Here is a 23,248-nt window from a genome sequence, read left to right as displayed (position 1 = left end):
AGGGACCGTCGCTTGTAAAGTTGAATATATGGTTGCGCGCGGCGGGCGTCCACGCGGGGCTGACGCTGCTGGCTTGGAACGCCGTTTGATCGGCGGCGATGGGGGTTCTAGAATCTGTTTGATGAACGAAAACCGCATGGACGATAGGCCGCTATTGGCGATTACGATGGGAGATCCGGCTGGAATCGGGCCGGAGACGATCGCCCGTGCTTGGGCTGATCCCGCAATGCACGAAGTCTGCCGGGCGGTGGTGGTTGGAAATTCTGTGGTGCTGCGGCGGGCAGTGAAAGTCGTGGGGAGCCGGGCGGAGGTTGTAGCGGTTGAGGAAGAAAGTCTGACGCGCGGAACCGCAAGCGAGCCGCGGCGCGGGACGGCATGGGACGCCGATGGAAGCAGCATTGCGCGGATTCCTTGTTTGGAATGTGGCGATGGCGAGGCAGAATTCGTTTCCCCTGCAATGATCGACCCTCGTGGCGGGCAAGCGGCGTATGACTCACTCGTCAAAGCGGTCGAACTGACCAACAGCGGACGGGTTGACGGCATTGTCACCGCGCCGCTACATAAGGCGGCTCTCTGGCAGGCAGGGCATCATTATCCGGGCCATACCGAGTTGCTGGCCGAGCTATGCGGAGTTCGCGATTTCGCGATGATGCTCTATTTGCCGCCGGGTGAGACGGTGCGCGGTCCGGCCGGGCTCGGCGTCGTGCATGTCACGCTGCACATGGCGCTGCGAGACGTGTTTGCCTCGTTGGATTGCGCGGCGATTCTGAGCAAAATCCATCTCGCCGACGAGGCACTGCGGCGGCTGAGGCGATTTCATGGCCTCGGCGATCGGCCGCGGATTGCCGTGGCCGCGCTGAATCCCCATGCCGGCGAAGAGGGATTGTTTGGCGACGAAGAGCGGACAGTGATCGGTCCCGCGGTCGAACGGGCTCGAGCAGAAGGGCTCGATGTCGTCGGACCGTTGCCGACCGACACGCTAATGGCCGCCGCCCGCGACGGCCGCTATGACGCCGTGGTGGCCATGTATCACGATCAGGGGCACATCGCCATCAAACTGTTGGGAATGCACAGCGCGGTAAACGTGACGCTGGGATTGCCGATCGTACGCACCAGTGTCGCCCATGGAACGGCCTTCGATCTGGCCTGGCAAGGCCGTGCGGAATGCAGCGGAATGATCGCCGCCCTGCGTGTCGCAGCCCAACTCAAAATGACGAATGACGAAATCCGAGTGTCGAAAGGATGACGAAAACCGAATGACGAATGCTAGATCCAAAGTGATCGTTCCGGTTTGTCATTCGAGCTTCGTCATTCATCTTCTTTAGACATTCGTTACTAGGCATTCGTCATTATTGTTTTTGCACTGTGATCAGATTCAGCGTTTTTAGGCATTGCTCCGTGGCGTCAATCCATGGTTGGCCGACCGGCTGATAGATGAATTTTCGTGGATCGATCGGCTGGTTGACTCGCACGTCGAACCATTGCATGGCGACGATCGGCCGGTAGCCGGGTGCCTCCCCCCCCTCCCCTGCCCTCCCCTGCCCTGCGGAACCGCCGCCGCGCCGCAGATATTCAAGCTCGCAGGGAAACAGATCGTCTTGCGCGATCTCCAACACGATTCGCTCGGGCAACTGCGCTGGCAGGCGTTTGAGCTCGAGCGGCCGGCCCGCCTTGATCGCGGCCGACTGATCGGGCACTGCCGCGGCGAGTTTATCGGGCCGCCAACTCCCCTCGAGCATCCAAACCGGCCGATCGCCAAGCCGGCCGGCAGTGATACGTTCAAAGCTGAAATTCTCGGCAATTCCATCGAGTAGCTTGGGCAGACCGCATGCCGACGGCTTGGGCGCGGGGGCCGACGGCATCGCACGCCGAGCTTGATTCCACGCTTCCGACACTTGCCCGAGGTCGACACGCGTCAGAGAGGGAACGCCGGCGGGCGTCTCACGGAACGTCCAGAAGAAATTTCCATCGGACACTTCAAACAGCGTGGTGATTTGGTTGCCGATTTTGCTGCGGAGTTCGAAGTGCATGAGCCGGCGCAGGCCGTGCCCTTGCTGGTAGTAAACTCCCTCGCCGCGAATCTGCGTGTCGAACAGATCGATGCGATGCCGCACACCGCACTGGATCGAATCGTAGCCGTCGATCAATTGCCGAACTCGCGCCACGAGCCCGTCTGCTTGCTCGCGTGCGGCGCGAACGGCGGAAGCGTCAGCCGCCGCGGGCTGTGCTGTCGGCGATAGCCGGCTACCGGCCGCCGGCGCTGGCATTGGCAGCGTGGCCGGGTCTGTCGTGGCGACAACTCTGGGTGGCAACTGGGCTTGGGCGCTTATCGGGCCACAGGCCAAAAAGCAGGCCGCCGCAAACCACGCGAAGCTGGGCCGAGTTGCCTTCATGGCGCGGATATGCCGGATTTGCCAAAGATTCGCGTTGTAGCGGGCCGAGTTTACAAATCAGCGGCGTGCTCTGCGCGGCGCGAGCCGGTGAATCGATGCCGGTTTCGCCACCCAGTTGCCGCGAGCCTCCACGGGCGGATTGGGTCCGGCGGGGGGGCGGGCATTGTAGGACCGAGCCACTGGCCCGGTCCACAGCAATTGCCGGCTGGCTTGTGCGGTGTGGATGGTCGGTCGAATCGAGGCCGTCGCCACGGTGCGGCGGCAACGGGCCGGCTTGCGGTGAAAACTCATCTTGCGGTCCGGCGGGAGATTCTCAGCCGCTGGCCCGGAGAACTTGTGCGTTCTTGGATTTTGTTACGCCCTGCCATGGCGCTCATTGTGCGCGGCCGCTGGCAAGGGGTTGGTTGCGGCCTTGACGGCCGTGTCAGGGGGGAAAACATGAAACGTTTGTTGCCACATTGGATGGTCTGTTTGGCGTCGGCCGCCTTCCTGGCGACCGGATGCACGACGCCAATCCCGATGAACTCGCCTCGGCAGTGCATCGCTCATGATCGGCCGGTGGTTCAGCCGGCCACGCAAGTCTTGCCGCCCGCCGCGATGCTCCAGCATCCCGGCCCCGGTGTCGGCGGACCGGGACCCGGTGTCTTGGGTCCCGATTATCCAAATCTGATGTATCCAGTCGCTGCTCCCGAAGCGTCGCAGATCGGTTTCCGCGGCAACGATGGGATGAAAATCTACTGGGACGTCGGCGGCCCGGGGCTGTTCGATTCCGAACCGCTCATCGAGCCGGCCAAGTATAACTTCCCGGAAGGAGCCATCTATCGGCTGAAGCTGACCAATCTCCCGGGCCGGCCGGGCGTCGAACTTTATCCGACGATCGAAGTGGCCTTGGCCACGCCCCGCACCGAAGCCTTCCTAGCTCACAACTTCATTCCGTTCGAACTGACGGCGGAGGACTTCGAGCAGGTGCTCTCGGGCAACTTTGTCACCAAAGTGATCTACCTGCCCGACGCCGAGCATCAAGATGTCGTGCTGGCCGGCGCCGAAACGCTCGTCAGCACGCGGCTCGAGCCGGGCAAGGATCCGATCGTCGAAGCCGAAAAACGCGGCTCGATCATGGCGATCATCCGCTTGGGCAACAAGGATTTGCAGGCCCCGGGGGCCGAAATGGCCGGCGCGCCGAATGGCGTGTTTCAAGCCAGTTTCCATCATCGCATGGATGGCGATGGCGGAGCGGGCTGTGGTCCTGAAGGGTGCGGCCCAGCCGGCTGCGGGCCCCAGGGTTGCGGGCCTGGAGGCTATGGCATGGGCTATGGCGGCGGCAACGGCTATGGCTGCGGACCGGGCGGATGCGGTCCGGCCGTGAGCCTTCCGCCGGGATATGTGGCGGGCGTTACGGCCCCGATGTATGGAATGCCGATGTGCGGCACTCCGATCGGCTTGGCTGGTCCGCCGCACATTCCGCTCGGCGTGCCTGCCGGTTTGCAAGAACACTCGATCACGAACTACACGCACTACTCGATTCCCGAGCCGGTGCACAATGTCGAGATCAAGGTTGCCGAAGTGCCTGGCCTCAGCTATCCGAAGCCACCGCATAAAGCGATCATCATCGAAGCGACGCCGACTCCGCCGGTGCAACTGCACCAGCCGGCGGTCGATCGGCATCAGGAAGCGCCGGGCTACGACGCCACCTGCCAGCCGCAACGCTAATCGCCAGTCGTTGCCTGCCGGGGCAACCGGCAGCGACGACCATCAAGCGTGTGGCAACGATCGTTTGCAACCAACTCCCCAGAGCCCCCGGCACTCCCGCCGGGGGCTCTTCGGGCACGAGGAAAGATCGAGAAGACAGAAGCCCGCAGCGCAAGCAAGGAAATAAAACGGCACTCCCTTGCCTGCGCTGCGGGCTCCGGCGTTTAACGCAACGAAATCTCTTCAAGGCAATGCGAAATACGACCATGGCTCAACGCAAATGCATCGCGGGCCGGCTGCTGCTGATTTCGGCTTGGCTTTCCTGCGCCGCTATAGTCGCTGCGGCTGAACCGCCGGTGCATCATGGGTATGCCGGCATTCTGCCGCCGGGCGCCATCGGCACGGCGCAGCTCGAACGTGGCGGGCCGATACCGGGCTATTTTCAACCGATTCAGATCATTGCCCCGGCTGGGGCCGCGGTGTCGCTGGCGGTCGATGATCAATTCACTCCGCCGATGCCGGCGCCGGTCGAGGCCGGCATGCTGATCGGAGCGGTTTATCGGCTGCGGGTGATTCGGATTCCGCAGCACGAGGGAATGGAAGTGTTTCCCACGATCGAAGTGATCGACCGGACGTATCCACCGCGGGGCGAAGAGCTGCGATTTCCCGTGCCGATCGAGTTGACGCAGGAAGATCTCGAGCTGGCATCGCGGGGCAGTTTTGTTACCCGCGTGATCTATCTCGAAAATCCACACGATGCGCTGCCGGCTCGATCCGATCCGGCGCATCAAGCATGGTTCGACGCTCCGCCGCAAGACGATCCGCTGACCGTGGCCAGCAGCATGGGGCGGCCGATGGTGATTCTGCGGATCGGCGGCCGCACGCCGTCCGACACCGGATCGCCCGACGCCCAGTTCATGTACCACTCCCCTGCCCTGCTCTTGCTCGCCGACGCGGATCATCCGCTAGCCGGTTGCCAGGCGAGCCGTGCGCCGGCGAGCGGCCATGCCGAGCCGGTGCCGGTTCCATTGCCGAACACGCCGCCTGCGGCCCCGCTAAGCTCGCCGCCGAGCGTGGTGCCGAAAGCGCAGCCGCAGAAAGCGCCGAATGCTCAACCGCCGGCAGCCGCACCCAGCGAGCCGAAAGCGCCCCTCCCCCCTGCCCTGCCGTCGAACAATCCATCTTCGTTCAATTCGTCGGCGAACAGCAACGGCGTGATGCAAGCGTCGGCCATACTGGAAATGCCGTCGGACGCGGTGCGGCAATCACCGCGAGCGGAGGTGCCCGATGCCCCCGAGCCGCCGGCGCTGCCGCAAACCGCAAGCGAACCGATCATTCGTGGGCAAGAACCCGGGCCCTGCCCGACCACGGCGGGCCTGCCGGAAGCGGCGTACCGCGGTTATCCGGGCGACGGTTATACGCAGCCCGGCTATGTGCCGCGATTCATGCGGCCGGACGGGGCGCCGGATTGTCCGGCGGCCGGCCCCGGCAATTGTCCGGCGAATTGCCCGGGGAATTGTCCGGCCGCCTGTGCGACCTTCGGCCCGTGGAAGCCGTCGGGGATTGCGTGCCCCTGGCCGAAAGACGAATACATTTGCGATGGCGGCGAGCGCGGGGCATTGATCCGCGTGCGCCCAAATTTCCACATCGACGGCATGCAGCCGGAAGACACCTTCGTGCATTACGACACGATCGACGGCCGCACCCTATTTCAAACGAGCAATCGGGTTTGCATCTATGCCCCGCGGTTCGCCGCGGTTCGCAAAGTCGATCTGGCCCGCGAGGGAAACGAGTTCGAAGGGCTCTACAAGGTGAACCAACCGGTGCGGCCGAGCCTGGCGAACGAAAATGAATTTGCTTCGACTTCCGAACAGCCGCTCGGACCGATCGGCGAAGTGGGCGTGCGGCCGGTGCTCGCGCTCGTGGAAAAGCAGAAGGGAATCGACCTGCACAACGAGCAAACGCTCGCCGCCGTTTATGATCGGCTCAAGCCATATGAGGATTTTTCATACATTCGCACCGGCATCATCGCCTCGGAAGACAAGGCGATTCTCGCACAGCGTGTGCAGAATGCGGTCGCCTGGACCGGCAACCAGGCCCTCGAAATCCAGATCGAAGGCAAGCGGGCGTCGGCCGTCACGGGCGACGCTCGCGCTGAGGCGGAGTTTGTCGTCGATGTGCCGAATCACCCACGGCTTCAGGTGTGCAAGATCGCGTCCACCAACAATGCCTTGCCGGGCGAAACGATCGATTTCACGATTCGTTTCGACAATGTCGGCGACCAGAAGATCGGCAATGTGACGATCGTCGATAGCCTCACGACCCGCTTGGAATACGTCGCCGGCAGCGAGCAATCGAGCATGAAGGCGGCATTCACGGCCCAGCCGAACGAAGTCGGCTCGGTGGTGTTGAAATGGGACTTGATCGACCCGGTTCGGGCCAATGGCGGCGGCGTGGTTCATTTCCAATGCCGCGTGCGATAGAAACAGTTTCAAAACCGCAGGGGACAGTCCCGTTTTGCGTAGTCTTCGTAGGAAAAACGGGAACGGGTCCACCTCCGCCTTGCGATTTTGTACCTGTTTCTTGTCACCGGGCCAACTCGGGTCGATGCTCGCTTGCGGTTTCGCGCGTTCTGCGCCGCGATTGAACTGCTCCTATTGTCGCGATCTCGGCGAATAAGCCATAATCGATCAATCGGGCTGATTCGATCCAGAGGAGAGTGCAGGATGTTGATGGCAATTCACGAGGCGCGGTCTGCGCAGCGACAAGCTGCCGGCGGAATTTTTTCTACAAGTTTGCTCGGCAACTTGTTCCTTGTGTTCTTGCTTGCCGTTTTCGTGGCGAGCGACACTTGTCATATCGCGATCGGCGATGAGGGCCCGAAGAAATCGAACGTGGCCGATATGGCCATGCGGCCGTATCGCAACGGGCCGCTGACGGCTGCCGATTTCCGCTGCCCGCCGCCCAACCCGCTGCCGCAAAAAAATGGCGTCTACCTTTCGGCGATGACGTACACGTCGTTGCACTACAACACGCACTATCGCTGGCACGATTCGCCGTCGGGAAAGTTCGAAGCCCGGCTGACCGGATTTGAGATCGTCGCCGAAGTCGATCGCCGCCAATCGTGGACCACCCGGCCGACCGACGAACGATTGCTCGACCACGAGCAAGGGCATTTCGACGTTACGGAAATGTGGGCCCGGCGAATCCAAAATAAATTCAACGATCTGGTCGCCCGAGGCGTGATCGTGGGCCACGGCGACGACCAGACGTCCGCGATTGCGGATATGGACCAGCAGGTCGATTCCAACTTGCAAACCATGCTCGACGACGAGCACAAAGCCCAGGATCAATACGACATCGCAACGCGCCACGGCACGAATTACAAAGCGCAGGCCGACGAGCGACAGAAACAAGCCGTGGCACTGCACGGCAAAACCGCCGCGGCGCCATTCAAGGAAGACTCGCCGTAAGCGTGCGAGCGGCAGATGCGCGAAGCCGCAAGCGAGCTTCCATCCCGTTCGGCAATTGAGGCTCGCCTTTGGTTTCGTTGCGTGTCGACCTTTGCCCGCCACCCCCCTGCCCTACCCTTCTGGCCCCCGGCCCCCTGACCCCTCCCGGCTCCTCATGCCCCACTCATGGATTGCCGATCGCACCTCACTCTTCGATAGCTCGGGCATCCGCAAGGTGTTCGAGTTGGCGGCGACGATGAAAAACCCGATCAATTTTTCGATCGGGCAGCCCGATTTCGATGTGCCTGAAGAAGCGCGGCTGGCGGCCATCAATGCAATCCAGAGCCGCAAGAACAGCTATTCCATCACGCAAGGCATGCCCGTGCTGCGCGAGAAGCTGCAAGCCCGGGTCGATGCCGAATACGGCCACGCCGATCGCAAGCTGATCGTCACCAGCGGCACCAGCGGCGCTTTGATGCTCGCCATGATGGCGATCGTCAATCCGGGCGACGAAGTGGTGATGTTCGATCCTTATTTCGTGATGTACGAACCGCTGGTGAAGCTGATCGGCGGCGTGCCTGTGGTGATCGACACGTATCCCGATTTCCGTCTGGATCCGGATCGAGTGGCCGCGGCAATGAGCGGCCGTACGAAATTGATCCTGCTAAATAGCCCGGCGAATCCGACCGGCGCTGTGGCGGCCGAGCCCGAGATTCGCGCGATCGCGGAGTTGGCCGCAAAGCGCCACGTGGCCTTATTGAGCGACGAAATCTACCGGCTGTTTTGCTACGACGGGCCCTTCGTGTCGCCGGCCAGTTTCAATCCGCTATCGATTGTTGTCGACGGTTTTTCCAAAAGCCACGCCATGACCGGGTGGCGGCTCGGCTTCGTGCACGGCCCGGCGGCGGTGGTCGACGAAATTGCAAAGCTGCAGCAATATACGTTCGTGTGCGCTCCGCAACCGTTTCAATGGGGCGCTGCCGCTGCGCTCGATACCGATATGGCTCCTCACATCGCCGCCTATCGCCGCAAACGCGATCGAATCGGCGCGGGCCTAGACGGATACTATGAATTGCAGCGACCGAACGGAGCGTTTTATGCGTTTCCCAAGGTGCCGCACGGCACGGCGACGGAGTTCTGCGCGAGGGCCGTGAAAGAAGAACTGCTCATCGTGCCCGGCAACATATTCAGCCGCCGCGACACGCATTTTCGCATTTCCTACGCGACCGAGGATGCGACGCTCGAGCGCGGCATCGAAGCGCTACGGCGACTTGCGGGATAGAGCTTGGTTTCGCGCGTGGGTCGCGTTAGCCCGCAGCGTTAGCAAGGACGAACCGCGATCTTCCTTGCTTGTGCTGCGGGCTCCTCGGTTCCCCCACAAATGCCGCGAGCCCGCGATCGGCTTACCGGTCGCGGGCTCGCTCTCTGGCGGGCGTGCACTTAACCTCCATGGCCGTTTGACCGGGCATGGGCTTGAACGTGACACGCCACGATGTTTTTTGTCGGCAGATCGGCTCGGCCTCACGCGCTCTTTGTCTTCGCTTCGACGATCGGAAACGCGGCCTTTTTCCCCGCCACAACCGGTTCGTCGATCACGTAAGCGGCCCCTGGATGTTCCGGCAGGTGGAACATGATGTCGAGCATTGTCTCTTCAATGATCGACCGAAGACCCCGCGCACCTGTGTCCTTTTCCTGAGCTCGGCGAGCAATTGCTTGCAAACCGTCTTCAGTGAACTGCAAATCAGCCCCTTCCATGCCGAAGAGTTTTTGATATTGCTTTACCAACGCATTCTTCGGCTCGCGGAGCACGCGAACCAAAGCCGCGGTGTCGAGCGGTTTCAGGGCCGCGATCACCGGCAACCGGCCGACCAATTCGGGAATCAAACCGAATTGCAGCACATCGTCGGCATCGACTTGCGGCAATAGCTCGGCAATATCGGCGTCGCCACGCATGCCGCTTTGCTGGCCGAAGCCGATCGTGCGCCGGCCGAGCCGCTTGGCAATGATTTTCTCGATGCCGACAAACGTGCCGCCGCAGATGAACAAGATGTTGGTCGTGTCCATCTGAATGTATTGCTGCTCCGGATGTTTGCGGCCACCTTGTGGCGGAACGTTCGCCACGGTGCCCTCGAGCATTTTCAGCAGCGCCTGCTGCACGCCTTCGCCAGACACGTCGCGAGTGATCGACACGTTTTGGCTCGTCTTGCCGATCTTGTCGATTTCGTCGATATAGAGCACGCCGCGCTGCGCCGCTTCGAGATCGAAGTCGGCCGCGTGGAGTAATTTCAGCAACAGGTTTTCGACATCCTCGCCGACGTAGCCGGCTTCGGTGAGCGTGGTCGCGTCGCCGATGGCGAACGGCACGTTCAGAATCTTCGCCAGCGTGCGGGCCAAAAGCGTCTTGCCAGAGCCGGTCGGCCCGAGCAACAGGATATTCGACTTGTCGACTTCGACGTCCGAGCCTTCGGCGCCGAGCGTCAGCCGTTTGTAGTGGCTATGGACGGCGACGGCCAAGACTTTCTTGGCATGCTCCTGGCCGATGACGTAGTCGTCGAGGTGTGCAACGATTTCGCGCGGCGATGGAATTCGCGCGAAGAGCTGCTTGCTGCTTCCGCGACGCCGGCGCTCCTGGTCGAGAATGGATTGACACAATTCGATGCATTCGCCGCAGATATAGACGTCGCCAGGCCCTTCGACCAGGGGCCCGACGTCGCGGTAACTCTTTCGGCAGAACGAACAAAACGCGTTTTTCTTCGTTGTGCCACTGCCACGCCGTCCTAAATTAACATCCCGACCAGAGGGCATGCCGATCCTCTTTCTTCGCTAGAAAAACGTCTGGCGCGTGAACGGCCGTGGTCGCTCGCCAAACTGCAAAACCAAGTTGTCGCTCGTAGGGCTAGAACGCGATCGCGTTTTTGCGTTGCCAGGGGCACATCCTTGACCACACTTGCACCGAGCGCTTCCGTAAGAGGCAATTCCGAAACGTCGACTCGCAGCAATCGGCGGACCGGCAACGTCGCGCTCAAGCCGCCAAACTTGAGCCCGATCCGGCAAGCCCCGCCTAACCCTTTTCGCCGCTATTCTTTAACTGCCGCTGGAGCTTTTTCGCGAGCAGCGTCTTTATTGTTCGGAATTCCTCGTCGCTTAGCCCACCTTGCGAATGCAGTTCCCGAAATTTACTAAGCAGTTCGCTTGCCCCGAGGTGCTCTTCCTCCGCACTACCGCGAAACTTTCCCAGGACATACACCGCCAAGACCACCAGCAGCGCCAATACGGTGCACCATAGCAGCACCTTCGACGCCAACGCGTGCACCAACGGGTTCGCGAGCCAATTGCTCATCGCTTATTTATTCAGCGCGCCGCACCTTCCGGCCCGGCGATCAAGTGGAAACCGGGCATCAAAGGCTTCGTAGCCTGATTTCCTATTCATTATGTACTTGTCCCATGTGCGAGTCCAGAATAACCCACTCCAGATTATCGCGGTCAGAGAGGCCATCATCAGGAGCCTCACGAGGCGCCGCGAAGACGAAGAATGCAGACGGCGAAAATAAAAATGGCTTTCGCTCGGCTCGGCGTTTTCTCGCCGACGCCACGACTGCGCACGTGATCCTCTTGGCTCCACACCGACAACCACGACGCATTTTACCCAGTCGATCCGGCTTTAACCGGCGTTTCAAGCCGTACCGTCCGCAACACCGATACCAAGAGTACGGACGCGAGCGTTTTTAACGTGTCGCATCGCCGTCCGCTTATTGCCCGACCCGGGGGGGTTATGTCGATCGTCCGTCGGATACTGATGATTCGGCTCTGCTGCGCCGTGACGGCGGCGATCTGGGCGCCGGTGCTTTCGGCGCCGGCCTGCTCAGTCGCGGCACTCGCATCGCCGATCACGACGTTGCCCGACCCCGTCCCCACACGGCAAACCTATTTTTCGATTCCGTTCACCGTTCCGCCCCCTGCCGACGCGTCGCAAGCGCCGGTCGAAGTGCGGCTGTATGTGTCGGCCGATGCTGGCGGCAGTTGGGCGTTGGCTGCCCACGTCGATCCGCGGCAAAAGAGCTTTTCGTTTCGCGCTCCTCGCGACGGCGAATATTGGTTCGCCATCCGTACCGTGGATCGCGCCGGACATATCCGGCCGGAACACAGTGGCGGCCCCGAGCTGCGGGTGATTATCGACACGCTTCCCCCGCATTTGGAACTCACTGCTTGGCGCGACACGAATGGTCAGATCGTCGTGCATTGGCTTGCGACCGACCCGCTGCTAAAGCCCGATAGCCTGAAAATCGAATGTCAAGCGACGGGCGATCCGACGTGGCGCTTGATCGGACTCGACCCGCCGCGCGATCCGAACCGGACGACCTACAACGGCCAGGCATCGTTTCGCGTCAGCGCTGCCGGGGCGATTACACTCCGCGCCGAGATCAGCGATCGGGCGGGAAATCTCGCGACGATGCAAACCACCGTCCGCGACGACAATGCGGCACCCGGCGGTACGGCTGGCAGTGTCCCGACAAATGGGATCGCCGGAAGCGAGGGCAATGCTGCGGGCGGGCCGCCGTTGGCTTCGGTGCAAAAACCGAGCGGACCGTCCTGGCCAACCGACCGTCTTACCAATCAAACCCTCGGGCAAACGGGCGACGCGACCGCGAATAACAGTGGCACGGCAACGCATGACGTAACGCCGAGCGGTCCGACCGCCAGCGGCGGCACATCCATCGCCGCAGGCTCCGGCAACGCAAATTCCGCCGGCCCAACGTTTGGCCCGATGCTGCCGTCGTCGGATCCAGCGAGCAATGCAGGCAGCGGTCCATCCGCTCCACCGATGGAAAATCATTTTTCGGTCGCAGGATTTTCCGGCGGCAGCAATTTGTTCACACAAGGGCTGCCCCCGGGCGAGCGGCCCTATATGGTCAATTCCCGCCGCTTCGCGCTCGACTATGAAGTCGACTCGGCTGGCGGGGCAGGTGTCGCAAAAATCGAAATCTGGGGCACCCGCGATGCTGGCCGCACATGGCAGAGCTATGGCCTCCAGCCGGCCAACCACAACCCGATCAAAGTCAAAGTCGACGGCGAAGGGCTTTACGGGTTTCGCATCACGGTGGTCGACAGCAAAGGCTTGACCACTCGACCGCCGCACAGCGGCGATCTGCCGGAATTGTGGGTCGGCGTCGATCTCACTAAGCCGATCGCTCGCATCACAAGCTTCGAGCTCGGAACCGGCGACCATGTGGGCCAACTGCTGATCCGCTACGAGACCAGCGACGCGATGCTGGCGGCCCGACCCGTGACATTATCGTTTACCGACCATCCGGGGGGCCCCTACTCGACGATCGCCGCCGGGTTGGAAAACACGGGCAGTTACACATGGCGCTTCGACAGCCGTGTGCCGGAAAGCGTCTATCTTCGACTGGAAGTCCGCGACGAGGCCGGCAATGTCGGCGTGTTCGAAACGCCCGAGCCAGTCTCACTCGACCCCGACCGGCCAAAGGGCCACATCCGCACGGTTCATCCCTTGGACGACGATTCGTCGTCGCGCGCGCCGACGTATCGGTTTGATCGCTGAACCGGCGAGCTCGCGGCTGCTTGGCGGTCGCGACGGATTCAGACGCGCGAAACCGCAAGTGTGCGAATTTACGGTTTGGCAGTGGATGCGCGCTTGCGGTTTCGCGCGTTTGTCCGCGGCGCCTCCCCCCTGCCCTGCCGCCACGGTATATTGGCGACGTTCTATTTTCGACCACCGATTACCTCGCCTCAGCGTCCTACGATGGCCAAATCGAAAACTTCCGATTCCAAGGCAATGCCCGCGCTGCGCTATTTGGCGCGGACCGCGGAAATTCCGCCGCGGCCGATTTGCGTGCTGTTCGGCGATGAGCCATTCTTGAAAGCCCAGGCACTCGATTCGCTGCGCAATGCCGTGCTCGGCAGCGGCGACGCGGAATTTTGCTTCCGGGCATTCGAGGGAGACGACGTCGAGCCGCGAACGCTCTTCGACGAACTGGCAACGGTCGCGCTGTTCGGCGGCGGACGGCGAATGGTCATCGTCAACGAGGCGGATACTTTCGTTAGCCGCTACCGGCCGGAACTGGAAGATTATACGGCCAATCCGAAGCGCACGGGCGTGCTGGTGCTCGAGGTCGACACATGGCCGGCCACCACGCGGCTGTTCAAGCAATTGGCCGAGACGGGCCTGCAGATTGATTGCCACGTGCCCGGCGAGGAAGAAATTCTGGCGTGGATTCGCGAGCGAGCGCAACGGGTTTATCACGCGGCGTTTGCCGCCGCAGCCGCCGAGCGGCTTTTGGAAATCGTCGGGCCGCAAATGGGCCGGCTCGATCAGGAAACGGCCAAACTGTCGCTGCTCGCGGCCCCAGCGGGCGAATCCGGCGAAAAGAAAAATCTCGCCCCCATCCCGTTGCAATTGATCGAGCAATCGGTTGGCGGCTGGCGAGCCAAAACGGCTTGGGAAATGATCGACGCTGCCGCGGCAGGCGACGCCCGAGCGGCACTGGTGCAACTCGACCGACTTATTCTGGCGGGCGAAAACCCGATCGGCCTGTTGGCCCAGATGGCCTCGCCATTGCGTCGATTGGCGGCCGCGACCCGGATTGTACGCAACACTCAAGCCGAGGGCCGCAAGCCGCAAATCCGGCAGGCGCTGGAAGAAGCCGGCGTGAGCAAATGGCCCAAGGCAATGGACAAAGCCGAGGCCCAACTCCGCCAACTGGGAGTCCGCCGCGCCGCCAAGCTCTACGATTGGCTGCTCGAAGCCGACCTGGCGCTTAAAGGCAGCAGTTCGTCGCCGGATCGGGCCCGGCTGATGCTGGAAACGCTCATCGTGCGAATGAAGCGCGGGGCAAATGTCTAATGTCGAATGACGAATGTCTAAAGCATGAGGAAGCACGAATGACTAAATGAACAACGAACGGGCGTCGTCCGGCTTGGGTTCGCACGGTTTTCGGTTACAATTGATAATTCGCTCCAAACCGTCGGGGTGTCCCCTGTCCGCAGGCGCGTTTGAAACCGGTTCCAGTCATTCGTGCTTCGACATTCGTCATTCTTTAGACATTTGTCATTAGTCCTTCGTCGTTCAAGCCACTGTGCACGAACATTACGAAAACCCTCTGACCCACCGCTACGCTTCCACCGAAATGAGCGCGCTATGGGGCGCCCAGAAAAAATTTCGCACGTGGCGGCAGCTTTGGGTGGCGCTGGCCGAAGCCGAGGCCGAATTGGGGCTGAATATTTCGGCAGCCCAGATTGTGCAGCTACGTCAGCGGGTCGACGATATCGACTTTGCCGCCGCCGATCGTTATGAGCGGAAACTGCGGCATGATGTGATGGCCCATGTGCATGCCTATGGCGATGCGTGTCCCGAAGCGCGCGGCATCATTCATCTCGGCGCCACGAGTTGCTACGTCACCGACAACACCGATCTGCTGCTGATGCGAGACGGCTTGCGGCTCGTGGCCGGCCGACTGGCGGCGGTGATCGATCGGCTGGCGGCGTTTGCCAAAGAATGGCGCGATCTGCCCTGCCTCGCGTTTACGCATTTCCAGCCCGCCCAGCCGACGACTGTGGGCAAGCGGGCCTGCCTTTGGGCCTACGATTTGGTGCTCGACTTGCAAGAAGTCGAGGTCCGCATCGCGGCGCTCAAGGCCCGAGGGCTGAAGGGAACCACCGGCACGCAAGCCAGCTTTTTGCAACTGTTTGGCGGCGATCATGCGAAAGTGCGCGAACTCGAAGCTCGCGTGGCGAAAAAAATCGGTTTCGACGACACCTACCCCGTCACTGGGCAGACCTATTCGCGAAAGATCGATTCGCAAATCCTGGCGGCTCTTTCCGGCGTCGCGCAAAGCGCGCAAAAGGCGGCCACCGATCTGCGGCTGTTGGCCGGTCGCAAGGAATTGGAAGAACCGTTCGAGGCCGACCAGATCGGCTCCTCGGCGATGGCCTACAAGCGAAACCCGATGCGCGCCGAGCGAATTTGCGGCTTGGGCCGATTCGTCGCCAGCCTCGAAACCAGTGCCGCTGCAACCGCCGGCACGCAATGGCTCGAGCGCACGCTCGACGACAGCGCCAACCGCCGCCTGGTGTTGCCACAAGCGTTTCTGGCCGTGGATGCGATATTGATCCTGTATCAGAATATCGCTTCGGGAATGGTCGTGTATCCGCAAGTAGTCGCCCGGCATTTGGCGGAAGAACTCCCCTTCATGGCGACGGAAAATATCTTGATGGCGGCCGTCGCGGCCGGCGGCGACCGGCAATCGCTGCACGAACAAATCCGCCGGCACAGCCAAGCGGCAGCGGCCGAAGTGAAAGATCGCGGCCGCGCCAACGACTTGTTAGACCGCTTGGCCTCCGACCCGCTGTTTGCGAAAGTCGATCTTAAAAAATCGCTCGACCCCGCGGGTTTCGTCGGTCGCGCCCCACAGCAGGTCGACGAATTCTTGACCGAAGTGGTCGAACCGATCCGTGGACGTCACGCGGCGGCACTGAAGCAATCTGCACACGTGCATGTATAAGCAAGGAGTCGTGCCGTGAAAAGACGCACCGCGTCGCTGCTGCTTCTGCCGATCGTAGCAATGGCGATTCCGGCCCTCGCCGCCGCCAATCCCGACGACACGAGCTACCAAGGAATCGGTCTCGCCGAATGGAAGACCCGAGTTCAGCCTCGGTTTTCGGTAGCCGAGCGCCGCCAAGCCATTGCCGCCTTGCAGGGAATCGGAATTCGTTGGACCCGCTCGCACCGTACGGACAAGGAATCGCGGGTTCGCTGGCTCTCCGACGAGATTGTGCCGCCGCTGGTGACAGCGATGAAGGATCCCGACGCGTCGCTGCGCCGGCAAGCGATCATTTCGAGCAATTGGATCGACAAGCAGGCGACAACCTCGCTAATTCCGCGTTACATCGAATTGTTGGGCGATAGCGACGACCGAGTTCGAGGCGCCGCAGCAGGGGCTTTGACCTTTCGTGGAAGCGCCGCCGAACCGGCAATTCCCAAACTGCTCGAACGGGTCAGGGAGGATAAATCGGCGCAAGCGCGGCGCGAAGCGGCCATCGCCCTCCGCACCGCCGGCCCGAAGGCTGTCGCGGCGTTGTTCGCCCTGGTCGACGACAAGAACACCGACGTTCGCCGGGCGGTGCTTGCAACTTTCCAGGGGAGCTACATGGGCGCCGACCCGACTACAACCCCTTTGTACGCAGTGTCGAAATTCAAATCCTTGCTCAATGACGCCAACCCCCAAATTCGCACAGACGCCGCAATGGGGCTGATCGGGCTGGGTTCTGGAATCCCCGCGAATGTCGGCAGAAAATTGCTTGAAAATCAAGACCCAGGCGTCCGCCATGCCTCCGCGGAAGCGCTTCTCACGCGGAACAACGCCACGGCTTTTCAGGTCGAATTGCTCAAGCTGATGGGCAGCGACGAAGAATTCCGTCGGGCGAATGCCAACCTTCTGTCGCGACTGGGTACCGAGGCGATTCCCATGCTGCTCAAGCTGCTGGACGATCGCGATCCGAACGTTCGCGGCAACGCCGCCGAATCGCTTGGGCATTTGGGCCACGCGGCGAAGGAAGCAGTTGACCCGCTGAAAAAACTGCAAACCGACATGGCCGAGATCCGAGGCTCCGAAAGTGGCGAACGCGTTTGCCATCGCGCGGGCCAAGCCCTGCGCCAAATAACCGGTGACGAGGCGTATATCAAAGGTTTGCCACCGTTAAGGCCCGACGGTCTATAACCGTCCAACAAACGCATGCAATCGGCATGTGCCACGGGCAAGCGCAGTCTCCCCTTGCCGAGCCGCGACCTGACCCAAGAGTGAAGGGATCGGCCGCTGTAGCGCCACCGCTGGCCGACTTCGCTTGCCAGTGGCACACATCCGTGCAACCACCAAACGACGGGAGCGACATTCTCAGGCTGGAAAGCCTGACCTACACCAATTCCAGCCGGCGGTTCGCTTGCCGCGATCGGCGGCAATCGGCGCATTGGCCGGTGATGATCAGTCGATGGCCGAGCACTCGAAATTGATGTTCGCGGGCCACGGCGTCGCGCAGCTTCAGCAGATCGTCGCTCGAGAATTCGATCAGCTTGTGGCACTGCTGGCAATAAAGATGATCGTGCTGCGGATAGCCGTAATCGTGTTCGTAAACGGCCCGGCCGGAGAGGTCCATTTTCCGCAATAGCCCGGCCTCGGTCATCTCGGCCAGCGTGCGATAAACCGTGGGCCGGCTCACTTTGCGATGCTCGGCCGTTTTGGTCAGGTCGGCCAGCAATTGATCGGCGTCAAAGTGTTCGTGTCGCTGCGCGACCTGCTGCACGATGATCCGCCGCTGCACGGTAATCCGCTTGCCCCGGCTCTGCAAGAACTCCTCGAACCGCTCGAGCGGCGAAAGGGCAACCTCGACCGTGCCCAGCGAAAATTCCTGCGCCATAAATCCGCACTCTCGAACGCGTAAGAAAACACCTCTGAAATCAATAATGATTCTAGATAATGGCTCGGCCGAAGCAAGAGGGCGAACCGCACTGCGCTTAGTCCACCTAGTCCACCAACTCGACTTGTTCTCGTCTGACCGGCGAGAGCGGCTCGCCTTGCTCGTCCGAAATGTCGGGCAAAATCCAGGCGACCGCCGCGGCGGGAAAGAATAGAAAGCCGGCGTAAAACAGCGCCAGGCGGTGGTCGCCGTTGGGGGCCGACAATCCGAAGGCGACGGTGCCCAGTCCCGCGGCGATGCGGCTGATGTTGTAGCAGAATCCGGCGCCGGTCGTTCGCAGCAGCGTCGGAAACAGCGGAGGCAAATACATCGTGAACAGCGCGAACACTCCTTGGCAGATCCCGATGGCGGTGAAGCCGATCCACAGTTGATCGTGCAGGCGCGCTACGCCGAACGTGACCACCATCGCGATGCCGTAGCACAAGCACAATAGCGCGATCGCTCGCCGATATTTCAGCCAGCGAGCGAGCCACGCCGCGAAGAAGTTGCCGAAAATCGATATGCCGATGACGAGCCAATACATCTGGGCGACGAAATGCCCCTTCGCCCCGTCGTCCCAGGAATTCAGATCCGGCAGATTCCGCATGTATTGCACGAACCAAAAGAGAAACGCCCAATGGGCCGAGAGCGACAAGGCACAGACCGTCAACGTCAGCACCGTTGTGCGCCGCAGTGAACCGACGCGCCACACCGAGCCGCGAAACAGCTCGCGGAATCGGGGCGCCGCTTCGGCCGCCCCTGCCTTATCGCGCTCCCATTGCGCCGATTCCGGCACCGCTTTGCGAATCCACACGACTAATAGCGCCGGCACCACGCCCACCAAAAACACATAGCGCTCCCGCCCCGGCCCCGACAGCACGAACGCCACGAGCGCCGCCACCATAACGCCGACATTCACCGCGGTCTGCAACACCGCCGCCAGCCAGGGCCGCCAACTCCGTGGCCAGGTTTCCGATAGCAGTGTCGCACCGACGGCCCACTCGCCGCCGATGCCGAGCGCCGCCAAGAAACGAAAGATGAGAAGCTGCCACCACGTTTGCGCGAAGAACGAGAGGCCGGTAAACATGGCGTAGGTCGAGATCGTGAGCATCAAGGCGCGGCTGCGCCCCAGCCGGTCGCCTACCAAGCCAAACAGCCCGCCGCCGAGCGCCCAGCCGATCAAGAATGCGGCCTGAATCCACGAGCTATAGAATCCGACTGCCGGGTCTTTTTCGCTGCCCGCGCCGATCAATTCTGCAACGAACGGCGACGCGACGAGCACGTATAAGTGCATGTCGAGGCCGTCGAAGAGCCAGCCGAGCCAGGCCGCGATGCCTGATCTCCATTGCTCGCTGGAAAGGTCGGCCAACCGTCGAACTTCGCCAGCGCCGCGTCGGCCATTCGCCGTCATAATCGCCCCCCGCCAGGCGTTAAACTTTGCCATGAAGCAAGCAACTATCGCATGCGGTAGCGATTGGTGCAATCGTGCGGGCGCACCCTGTCAACGCAGCTTTTGAGCTTCGCCGCGACGGCAATCACGTTTGGATTGACTCGCGCAAGCGAAGCTGTCAGGCTATGAAGCGGAAGGCCGCTCGACGATGTCGTGCGGCGAAACGTGCATTCGAGGGAGCTTGAAATCGATGGTTCGCATTCGTTTTATCTCGCTCATCGTGAGTTGTGCGCTGGTGGGGCAATCGATGGCGGCCGATCCGGTTGCATCTGCCGACACCTTGCAAGGAACGAAGTCGGTAATGGTCCACCGTTCCGACGCGGCGACCGATCCGGCAGCGTCGCACGGCACGATCGTCGATAAGAACGTGCGACCGGCATCGGCCGACCAACCGATCGGCTCAGTGGCCGCCGGCGATCCGAATAAGGCCGCGAGTGATCTGGTCGATCCTGCTTCCGCGGCCGCATCGATGGCGGCCGCCGATCTGCTGAACCACGCGCTGACGCCTCCGAAGGCATCGCCGCTGGCGGGAAGCCCGTTGACGCTTTTGCAGGCGATCGCGCCCTTCGCGGCGAATCGTGCGGCCCAACTTGCCATCGCCCGCGCCTATTGGAAGCTTTCGGCCGCACAAGGCGACTACAACTGGGCCGTCGAGGAAGCCGACGCTTTGGAGCAGATTTCTCCCGGAGCTGCCGCAACGGATCAAACGATTCTGGCCACCGCCCGCGCCAGCGCGCAAGGACGATTGCTCGAGGCCAAGCTTGGCGCGGTCACTGCGCAGCAAGAATTGGCCGATCTGCTCAATCTTCCGGCGACGAATCCGCTGCCGCTCACCGACGATCCGCCGCTTGTGGGCGCGTATCGCACTTATTTTGATACAATTTATGCCGGCCGGGTTCCACCGCCTCGCATGCGGCTCATCGATCGCACGCTACCGATTCGACGCGAAGCGATCGAAACGCACGTTGCCGCCGTGCAGGCCGCGGCCAGCGCGGTGCACGCCACCGAGGATGCTCGCGCCAAAGGCCCAACCGACTTGCAGAATTTGTTGACGTGCGAGGCCGACCTGAGCCGCCAGCGGCGATCGTTTCTCGCCTCGGTGCGCGACTATAACCTCGATATCGCTGAATATGCCTTGACGGTCGTCGAACCCGGTGTACCGACCGAACGAGTGATCGGCATGCTGATTCGCTTGAAGCCGGTATCGAAGGCTTCGAGCGGACCGGCATCGACGAGCGTGCCACCGGCGGATCGGCCGACAGGCGGCAATGCGCTCATGGAGCCGGCGCTGCCCCGCGGCGCTCGCCCTGCGCCGGCGACGGCGGCGACCGGGGGCGGCTCCCCTGCCCTGCGCTCGAATCCGACCAGCGGTTCGAATGGCGCCGCGAACCCCAACGGCTCGACTCCGCCGGCCAGCCCCTTTAACCCAATCGCGCCATCCCCAACAACTTCTCCGCCGAGAACCATTCCGCCCGCAACCATTCCGCCGGGCACGGGCCCGGCGGCGGCGCCGCCAATTGCTGCACCGCCATTCGGTGCAACGCCCGCAACACCAACCACCATCACGCCCTCGACGACGACGCCGCCAAGCGACGCCACGAATCCGTTCGGACCGGCCGCGGGAAAATGACGAATGGCGTCTGGCGAACGCCGGCGAATGCGACGAAGGACGCGTGACGAAATGCGAGCCCGGCGGTTACCATTAGGCATTCGAGCTTCGGCAATCGTCCTTCTTTCGTCATTCGTTCATTAGCTCATTCGTCATTGCATGTACCCTCCCCTTCGCATTGGCCCGGTTGTCGTCGATCCGCCGGTGCTTCAGGCTCCGATGGCCGGGTTCACGAACTATGCGTATCGGCAGGTCGTGCGAGAATTCGGCGGGGCGGGGCTGCAGACGACCGAGATGGTTTGCGCCCAGGGTTTTTTGGGCCGCGAACAATCCGAAGGCGAGTTGCCCGACCGGCTATGGGGAGTTGCCGACGAGGCGCGTCCGCTGGCGGTGCAGATTTGGGACAATGATCCTGGCCGATTGGCCGCGGTCGGGGCGAAGCTGGCCCACGAATTGAAGGTCAGCGTCGTGGATATCAACTTTGGTTGTCCGGTGCGCGATGTGGCCGAACGAGCGCATAGCGGCTCCTATTTGCTAAACGAACCGCAACGGATCGGCGCGATTGTCGAACGAGTCGCGGCCGCTTGCGCGCCGACGCCGGTTACGGCCAAGATCCGCCTCGGCTGCACCCGCGGTTCGATTCGCGCGATCGAAGTGGCAACGGTGGTCGAGTCGGCAGGCGGCGCGGCGCTAACGGTTCACGGTCGAACGGCGCAGGATTTTTTTAAAGGTCAGGCCGATTGGGATCGCATCGCCGAAATCAAACCACACCTGAAGCGAATCCCGCTCATCGGCAATGGCGATCTGAGTACGGCGGACGAAGTGGTCGCGGCGTTCGCGGGCTACGGTGTCGATGGAGTGATGATCGCCCGGGCAGCGCTCGGCAAGCCCTGGCTGTTCCGCCAGGCGCAAGCGGCGATGCGGGGCGAACCGGTCCCTTCCGATCCGACGCTCGCCGAGGAGCGGGCCCTGTTGGTTCGCCATTATGACTTGGTTTGCCGCCGTTTCGGTGTCGAGAGGGGAACGCTTTTGATGCGAAAATTCGCCTGTTGCTACGCCCACGGTCGCCGCGGGGCCCGCGATTTCCGCGCTGCCGTGGCGCGCGTTTGCACGCCGCAGGAATTTCTCGCCGCCGTCGAAGACCATTTTCCGCGCGATTTCCGTGATTCGCCGCTCGGCCATGCGAATCATGCCGAAGCGGTTTGACATGGCCGGTCGAGCCGGAAACAATCTCATTTTCACATGCCCTGAGTTTGAGCTTTCGGAGGATTTCGATGAATCGCTTTTTGCTTGCCGCGATGGCCACGATCGGAATTTTGATCGCTCTTGCGGTTCAGGGGCGCGTGGCAGCAGAACCGCAATCGTCCGACGCGTCGAAATCCGCAAACACGGCGGCGAACGAAAACGCCCGATCCCCGAAATCGGCGAGCGAAGCAGCGGAAACGCCAAAACCCGGTACGCCGAAGCCCGGCAGGTCGACATTCGACAAGACCGATCAATACGACGTGCAGCGGATCGAGGGCTGGAAGGTGCTGGTGAACAAGAAATTCCGGCCGGCCACACCCGATGTCTATGAGAAGACAATAAAGCAGCTCAGTGTTCAGCTCTACAACATCACTCGGATTGTGCCGGAACCGGCCCTTGGCAAGATTCGCCAAGTCCCGATCTGGGTCGAGCTGTTCGAAAAGCACACTCCCTGCATGGCCTACCATCCCGATGCCGGCTGGCTTACGGAACACGGCATGAATCCGGACAAGGCCCGTTGCGTCGAATTGGCCAACGCGCGGAACTTTCTCATTTGGACACTGGACCAACCTTGGATGGTGCTGCACGAACTGTCGCACGGCTACCACGATCGCTTCTTGCCGGATGGCTATGAGAACGCCGAAGTGCGGGCGGCCTACAAGCATGCGATGGATGAGAAACTTTACGACGCTGTTTTGCGGCGCGGATTCAAAGTCGAACGGGCCTATGCTGCCACGAATCCGATGGAATATTTCGCCGAAAGCAGCGAAGCCTTTTTCGGCACGAACGACTTTTACCCGTTCGTCAATGCCGAGCTTCGCAAGCATGATCCGGTCGGCTACGACATGGAGCGGCATGCATGGGGCATTACCACGGAAGATTTCCCTCGTTAACTGGGCTCCTGACGCGGCAGCCGCAATTTGCCTTCGACTTGGCAATG

At 61.8% G+C, this 23,248-nt stretch carries 17 protein-coding genes; 12 read left to right on the top strand and 5 right to left on the bottom strand.

The genetic code is table 11. From position 1 onward, the window contains the following. Nucleotides 1-136 precede the first annotated feature (136 nt). Nucleotides 137-1,246: a 4-hydroxythreonine-4-phosphate dehydrogenase PdxA gene (gene pdxA / locus VHX65_07030; protein ID HEX3998283.1), complete on the top strand. Its 1,110-nt coding sequence runs from the start codon at nucleotides 137-139 to the stop codon at nucleotides 1,244-1,246. A 103-nt stretch (nucleotides 1,247-1,349) separates the two neighbouring features. On the opposite strand, the gene VHX65_07025 is transcribed toward pdxA, so the two are convergent. Then, the gene (locus VHX65_07025; GenBank protein ID HEX3998282.1) at nucleotides 1,350-2,165 is read right to left on the bottom strand and encodes a hypothetical protein; all 816 of its coding nucleotides are present in this window, start codon (nucleotides 2,163-2,165) and stop codon (nucleotides 1,350-1,352) included. A gap of 666 nt (nucleotides 2,166-2,831) precedes the next feature. On the opposite strand from VHX65_07025, the gene VHX65_07020 reads away from it, so the two are divergent. The 4 genes from VHX65_07020 to VHX65_07005 all read left to right on the top strand — a co-directional run bounded on the left by VHX65_07020 (nucleotide 2,832) and on the right by VHX65_07005 (nucleotide 8,816). Then, nucleotides 2,832-4,103: a hypothetical protein gene (locus tag VHX65_07020; GenBank protein HEX3998281.1), complete on the top strand. Its 1,272-nt coding sequence runs from the start codon at nucleotides 2,832-2,834 to the stop codon at nucleotides 4,101-4,103. A 245-nt stretch (nucleotides 4,104-4,348) separates the two neighbouring features. Continuing rightward, nucleotides 4,349-6,565 (top strand): DUF11 domain-containing protein, encoded by a 2,217-nt coding sequence (locus VHX65_07015; protein ID HEX3998280.1) that lies wholly within the window; start codon nucleotides 4,349-4,351, stop codon nucleotides 6,563-6,565. A gap of 243 nt (nucleotides 6,566-6,808) precedes the next feature. After that, complete coding sequence (locus VHX65_07010) at nucleotides 6,809-7,555, top strand: hypothetical protein (GenBank protein ID HEX3998279.1); 747 nt, start codon at nucleotides 6,809-6,811, stop codon at nucleotides 7,553-7,555. Nucleotides 7,556-7,709: 154 nt separating this feature from the next. Continuing rightward, nucleotides 7,710-8,816 (top strand): aminotransferase class I/II-fold pyridoxal phosphate-dependent enzyme, encoded by a 1,107-nt coding sequence (locus tag VHX65_07005; protein HEX3998278.1) that lies wholly within the window; start codon nucleotides 7,710-7,712, stop codon nucleotides 8,814-8,816. A 239-nt stretch (nucleotides 8,817-9,055) separates the two neighbouring features. On the opposite strand, the gene clpX is transcribed toward VHX65_07005, so the two are convergent. Beyond that, nucleotides 9,056-10,339: an ATP-dependent Clp protease ATP-binding subunit ClpX gene (gene clpX / locus VHX65_07000; protein ID HEX3998277.1), complete on the bottom strand. Its 1,284-nt coding sequence runs from the start codon at nucleotides 10,337-10,339 to the stop codon at nucleotides 9,056-9,058. A 256-nt stretch (nucleotides 10,340-10,595) separates the two neighbouring features. Further along, complete coding sequence (locus VHX65_06995; GenBank protein HEX3998276.1) at nucleotides 10,596-10,874, bottom strand: hypothetical protein; 279 nt, start codon at nucleotides 10,872-10,874, stop codon at nucleotides 10,596-10,598. Between the two features lie 432 nt (nucleotides 10,875-11,306). Here VHX65_06995 and VHX65_06990 point away from each other — a divergent pair, with 432 nt between their 5' ends. The 4 genes from VHX65_06990 (at nucleotide 11,307) to VHX65_06975 (ending at nucleotide 17,271) form a co-directional block, all read left to right on the top strand. Continuing rightward, nucleotides 11,307-13,097 (top strand): hypothetical protein, encoded by a 1,791-nt coding sequence (locus VHX65_06990; protein HEX3998275.1) that lies wholly within the window; start codon nucleotides 11,307-11,309, stop codon nucleotides 13,095-13,097. A gap of 201 nt (nucleotides 13,098-13,298) precedes the next feature. Further along, complete coding sequence (holA, locus tag VHX65_06985; GenBank protein HEX3998274.1) at nucleotides 13,299-14,399, top strand: DNA polymerase III subunit delta; 1,101 nt, start codon at nucleotides 13,299-13,301, stop codon at nucleotides 14,397-14,399. Between the two features lie 232 nt (nucleotides 14,400-14,631). Continuing rightward, complete coding sequence (gene purB / locus VHX65_06980; GenBank protein HEX3998273.1) at nucleotides 14,632-16,056, top strand: adenylosuccinate lyase; 1,425 nt, start codon at nucleotides 14,632-14,634, stop codon at nucleotides 16,054-16,056. A gap of 15 nt (nucleotides 16,057-16,071) precedes the next feature. After that, complete coding sequence (locus VHX65_06975) at nucleotides 16,072-17,271, top strand: HEAT repeat domain-containing protein (GenBank protein HEX3998272.1); 1,200 nt, start codon at nucleotides 16,072-16,074, stop codon at nucleotides 17,269-17,271. A 193-nt stretch (nucleotides 17,272-17,464) separates the two neighbouring features. Here VHX65_06975 and VHX65_06970 read toward each other — a convergent pair whose 3' ends face one another. Next, entirely contained in the window at nucleotides 17,465-17,965 is a 501-nt protein-coding gene (locus VHX65_06970) for a transcriptional repressor (protein ID HEX3998271.1), read from the bottom strand. Between the two features lie 106 nt (nucleotides 17,966-18,071). Further along, the gene (locus VHX65_06965) at nucleotides 18,072-19,448 is read right to left on the bottom strand and encodes an MFS transporter (protein HEX3998270.1); all 1,377 of its coding nucleotides are present in this window, start codon (nucleotides 19,446-19,448) and stop codon (nucleotides 18,072-18,074) included. Nucleotides 19,449-19,644: 196 nt separating this feature from the next. Here VHX65_06965 and VHX65_06960 point away from each other — a divergent pair, with 196 nt between their 5' ends. The 3 genes from VHX65_06960 to VHX65_06950 all read left to right on the top strand — a co-directional run bounded on the left by VHX65_06960 (nucleotide 19,645) and on the right by VHX65_06950 (nucleotide 23,201). Continuing rightward, nucleotides 19,645-21,084 carry a hypothetical protein gene (locus VHX65_06960; protein HEX3998269.1) on the top strand — a complete coding sequence of 480 codons (1,440 nt, stop codon included), beginning with the start codon at nucleotides 19,645-19,647 and terminating at the stop codon, nucleotides 21,082-21,084. Nucleotides 21,085-21,222: 138 nt separating this feature from the next. Continuing rightward, nucleotides 21,223-22,269 (top strand): tRNA-dihydrouridine synthase, encoded by a 1,047-nt coding sequence (locus VHX65_06955; GenBank protein HEX3998268.1) that lies wholly within the window; start codon nucleotides 21,223-21,225, stop codon nucleotides 22,267-22,269. 68 nt (nucleotides 22,270-22,337) lie between these two features. Continuing rightward, nucleotides 22,338-23,201 (top strand): hypothetical protein, encoded by an 864-nt coding sequence (locus VHX65_06950; GenBank protein ID HEX3998267.1) that lies wholly within the window; start codon nucleotides 22,338-22,340, stop codon nucleotides 23,199-23,201. Nucleotides 23,202-23,248: the final 47 nt, after the last annotated feature.

The organism is Pirellulales bacterium, assembly GCA_036267355.1.
In the GTDB taxonomy this organism is placed as follows: Bacteria; Planctomycetota; Planctomycetia; order Pirellulales; family DATAWG01; genus DATAWG01.
The sequence above is the reverse complement of the archived record's forward strand: the minus strand, read 5'-3'. Positions and strand labels throughout refer to the sequence as shown.

Excerpts from the sequence above, each read along its gene's own strand:
- VHX65_07005 (HEX3998278.1), top strand. The coding sequence starts at position 7,710 with ATGCCCCACTCATGGATTGCCGATCGCACCTCACTCTTCGATAGCTCG.
- pdxA (HEX3998283.1), top strand. The coding sequence starts at position 137 with ATGGACGATAGGCCGCTATTGGCGATTACGATGGGAGATCCGGCTGGA.
- holA (HEX3998274.1), top strand. The coding sequence starts at position 13,299 with ATGGCCAAATCGAAAACTTCCGATTCCAAGGCAATGCCCGCGCTGCGC.
- VHX65_06995 (HEX3998276.1), bottom strand. The coding sequence starts at position 10,874 with ATGAGCAATTGGCTCGCGAACCCGTTGGTGCACGCGTTGGCGTCGAAG.
- VHX65_06955 (HEX3998268.1), top strand. The coding sequence starts at position 21,223 with ATGTACCCTCCCCTTCGCATTGGCCCGGTTGTCGTCGATCCGCCGGTG.
- clpX (HEX3998277.1), bottom strand. The coding sequence starts at position 10,339 with ATGCCCTCTGGTCGGGATGTTAATTTAGGACGGCGTGGCAGTGGCACA.
- VHX65_06990 (HEX3998275.1), top strand. The coding sequence starts at position 11,307 with ATGTCGATCGTCCGTCGGATACTGATGATTCGGCTCTGCTGCGCCGTG.
- VHX65_06965 (HEX3998270.1), bottom strand. The coding sequence starts at position 19,448 with ATGGCAAAGTTTAACGCCTGGCGGGGGGCGATTATGACGGCGAATGGC.
- VHX65_07010 (HEX3998279.1), top strand. The coding sequence starts at position 6,809 with ATGTTGATGGCAATTCACGAGGCGCGGTCTGCGCAGCGACAAGCTGCC.
- VHX65_06950 (HEX3998267.1), top strand. The coding sequence starts at position 22,338 with ATGAATCGCTTTTTGCTTGCCGCGATGGCCACGATCGGAATTTTGATC.
- VHX65_07015 (HEX3998280.1), top strand. The coding sequence starts at position 4,349 with ATGGCTCAACGCAAATGCATCGCGGGCCGGCTGCTGCTGATTTCGGCT.
- VHX65_06960 (HEX3998269.1), top strand. The coding sequence starts at position 19,645 with ATGGTTCGCATTCGTTTTATCTCGCTCATCGTGAGTTGTGCGCTGGTG.
- VHX65_07020 (HEX3998281.1), top strand. The coding sequence starts at position 2,832 with ATGAAACGTTTGTTGCCACATTGGATGGTCTGTTTGGCGTCGGCCGCC.
- VHX65_06970 (HEX3998271.1), bottom strand. The coding sequence starts at position 17,965 with ATGGCGCAGGAATTTTCGCTGGGCACGGTCGAGGTTGCCCTTTCGCCG.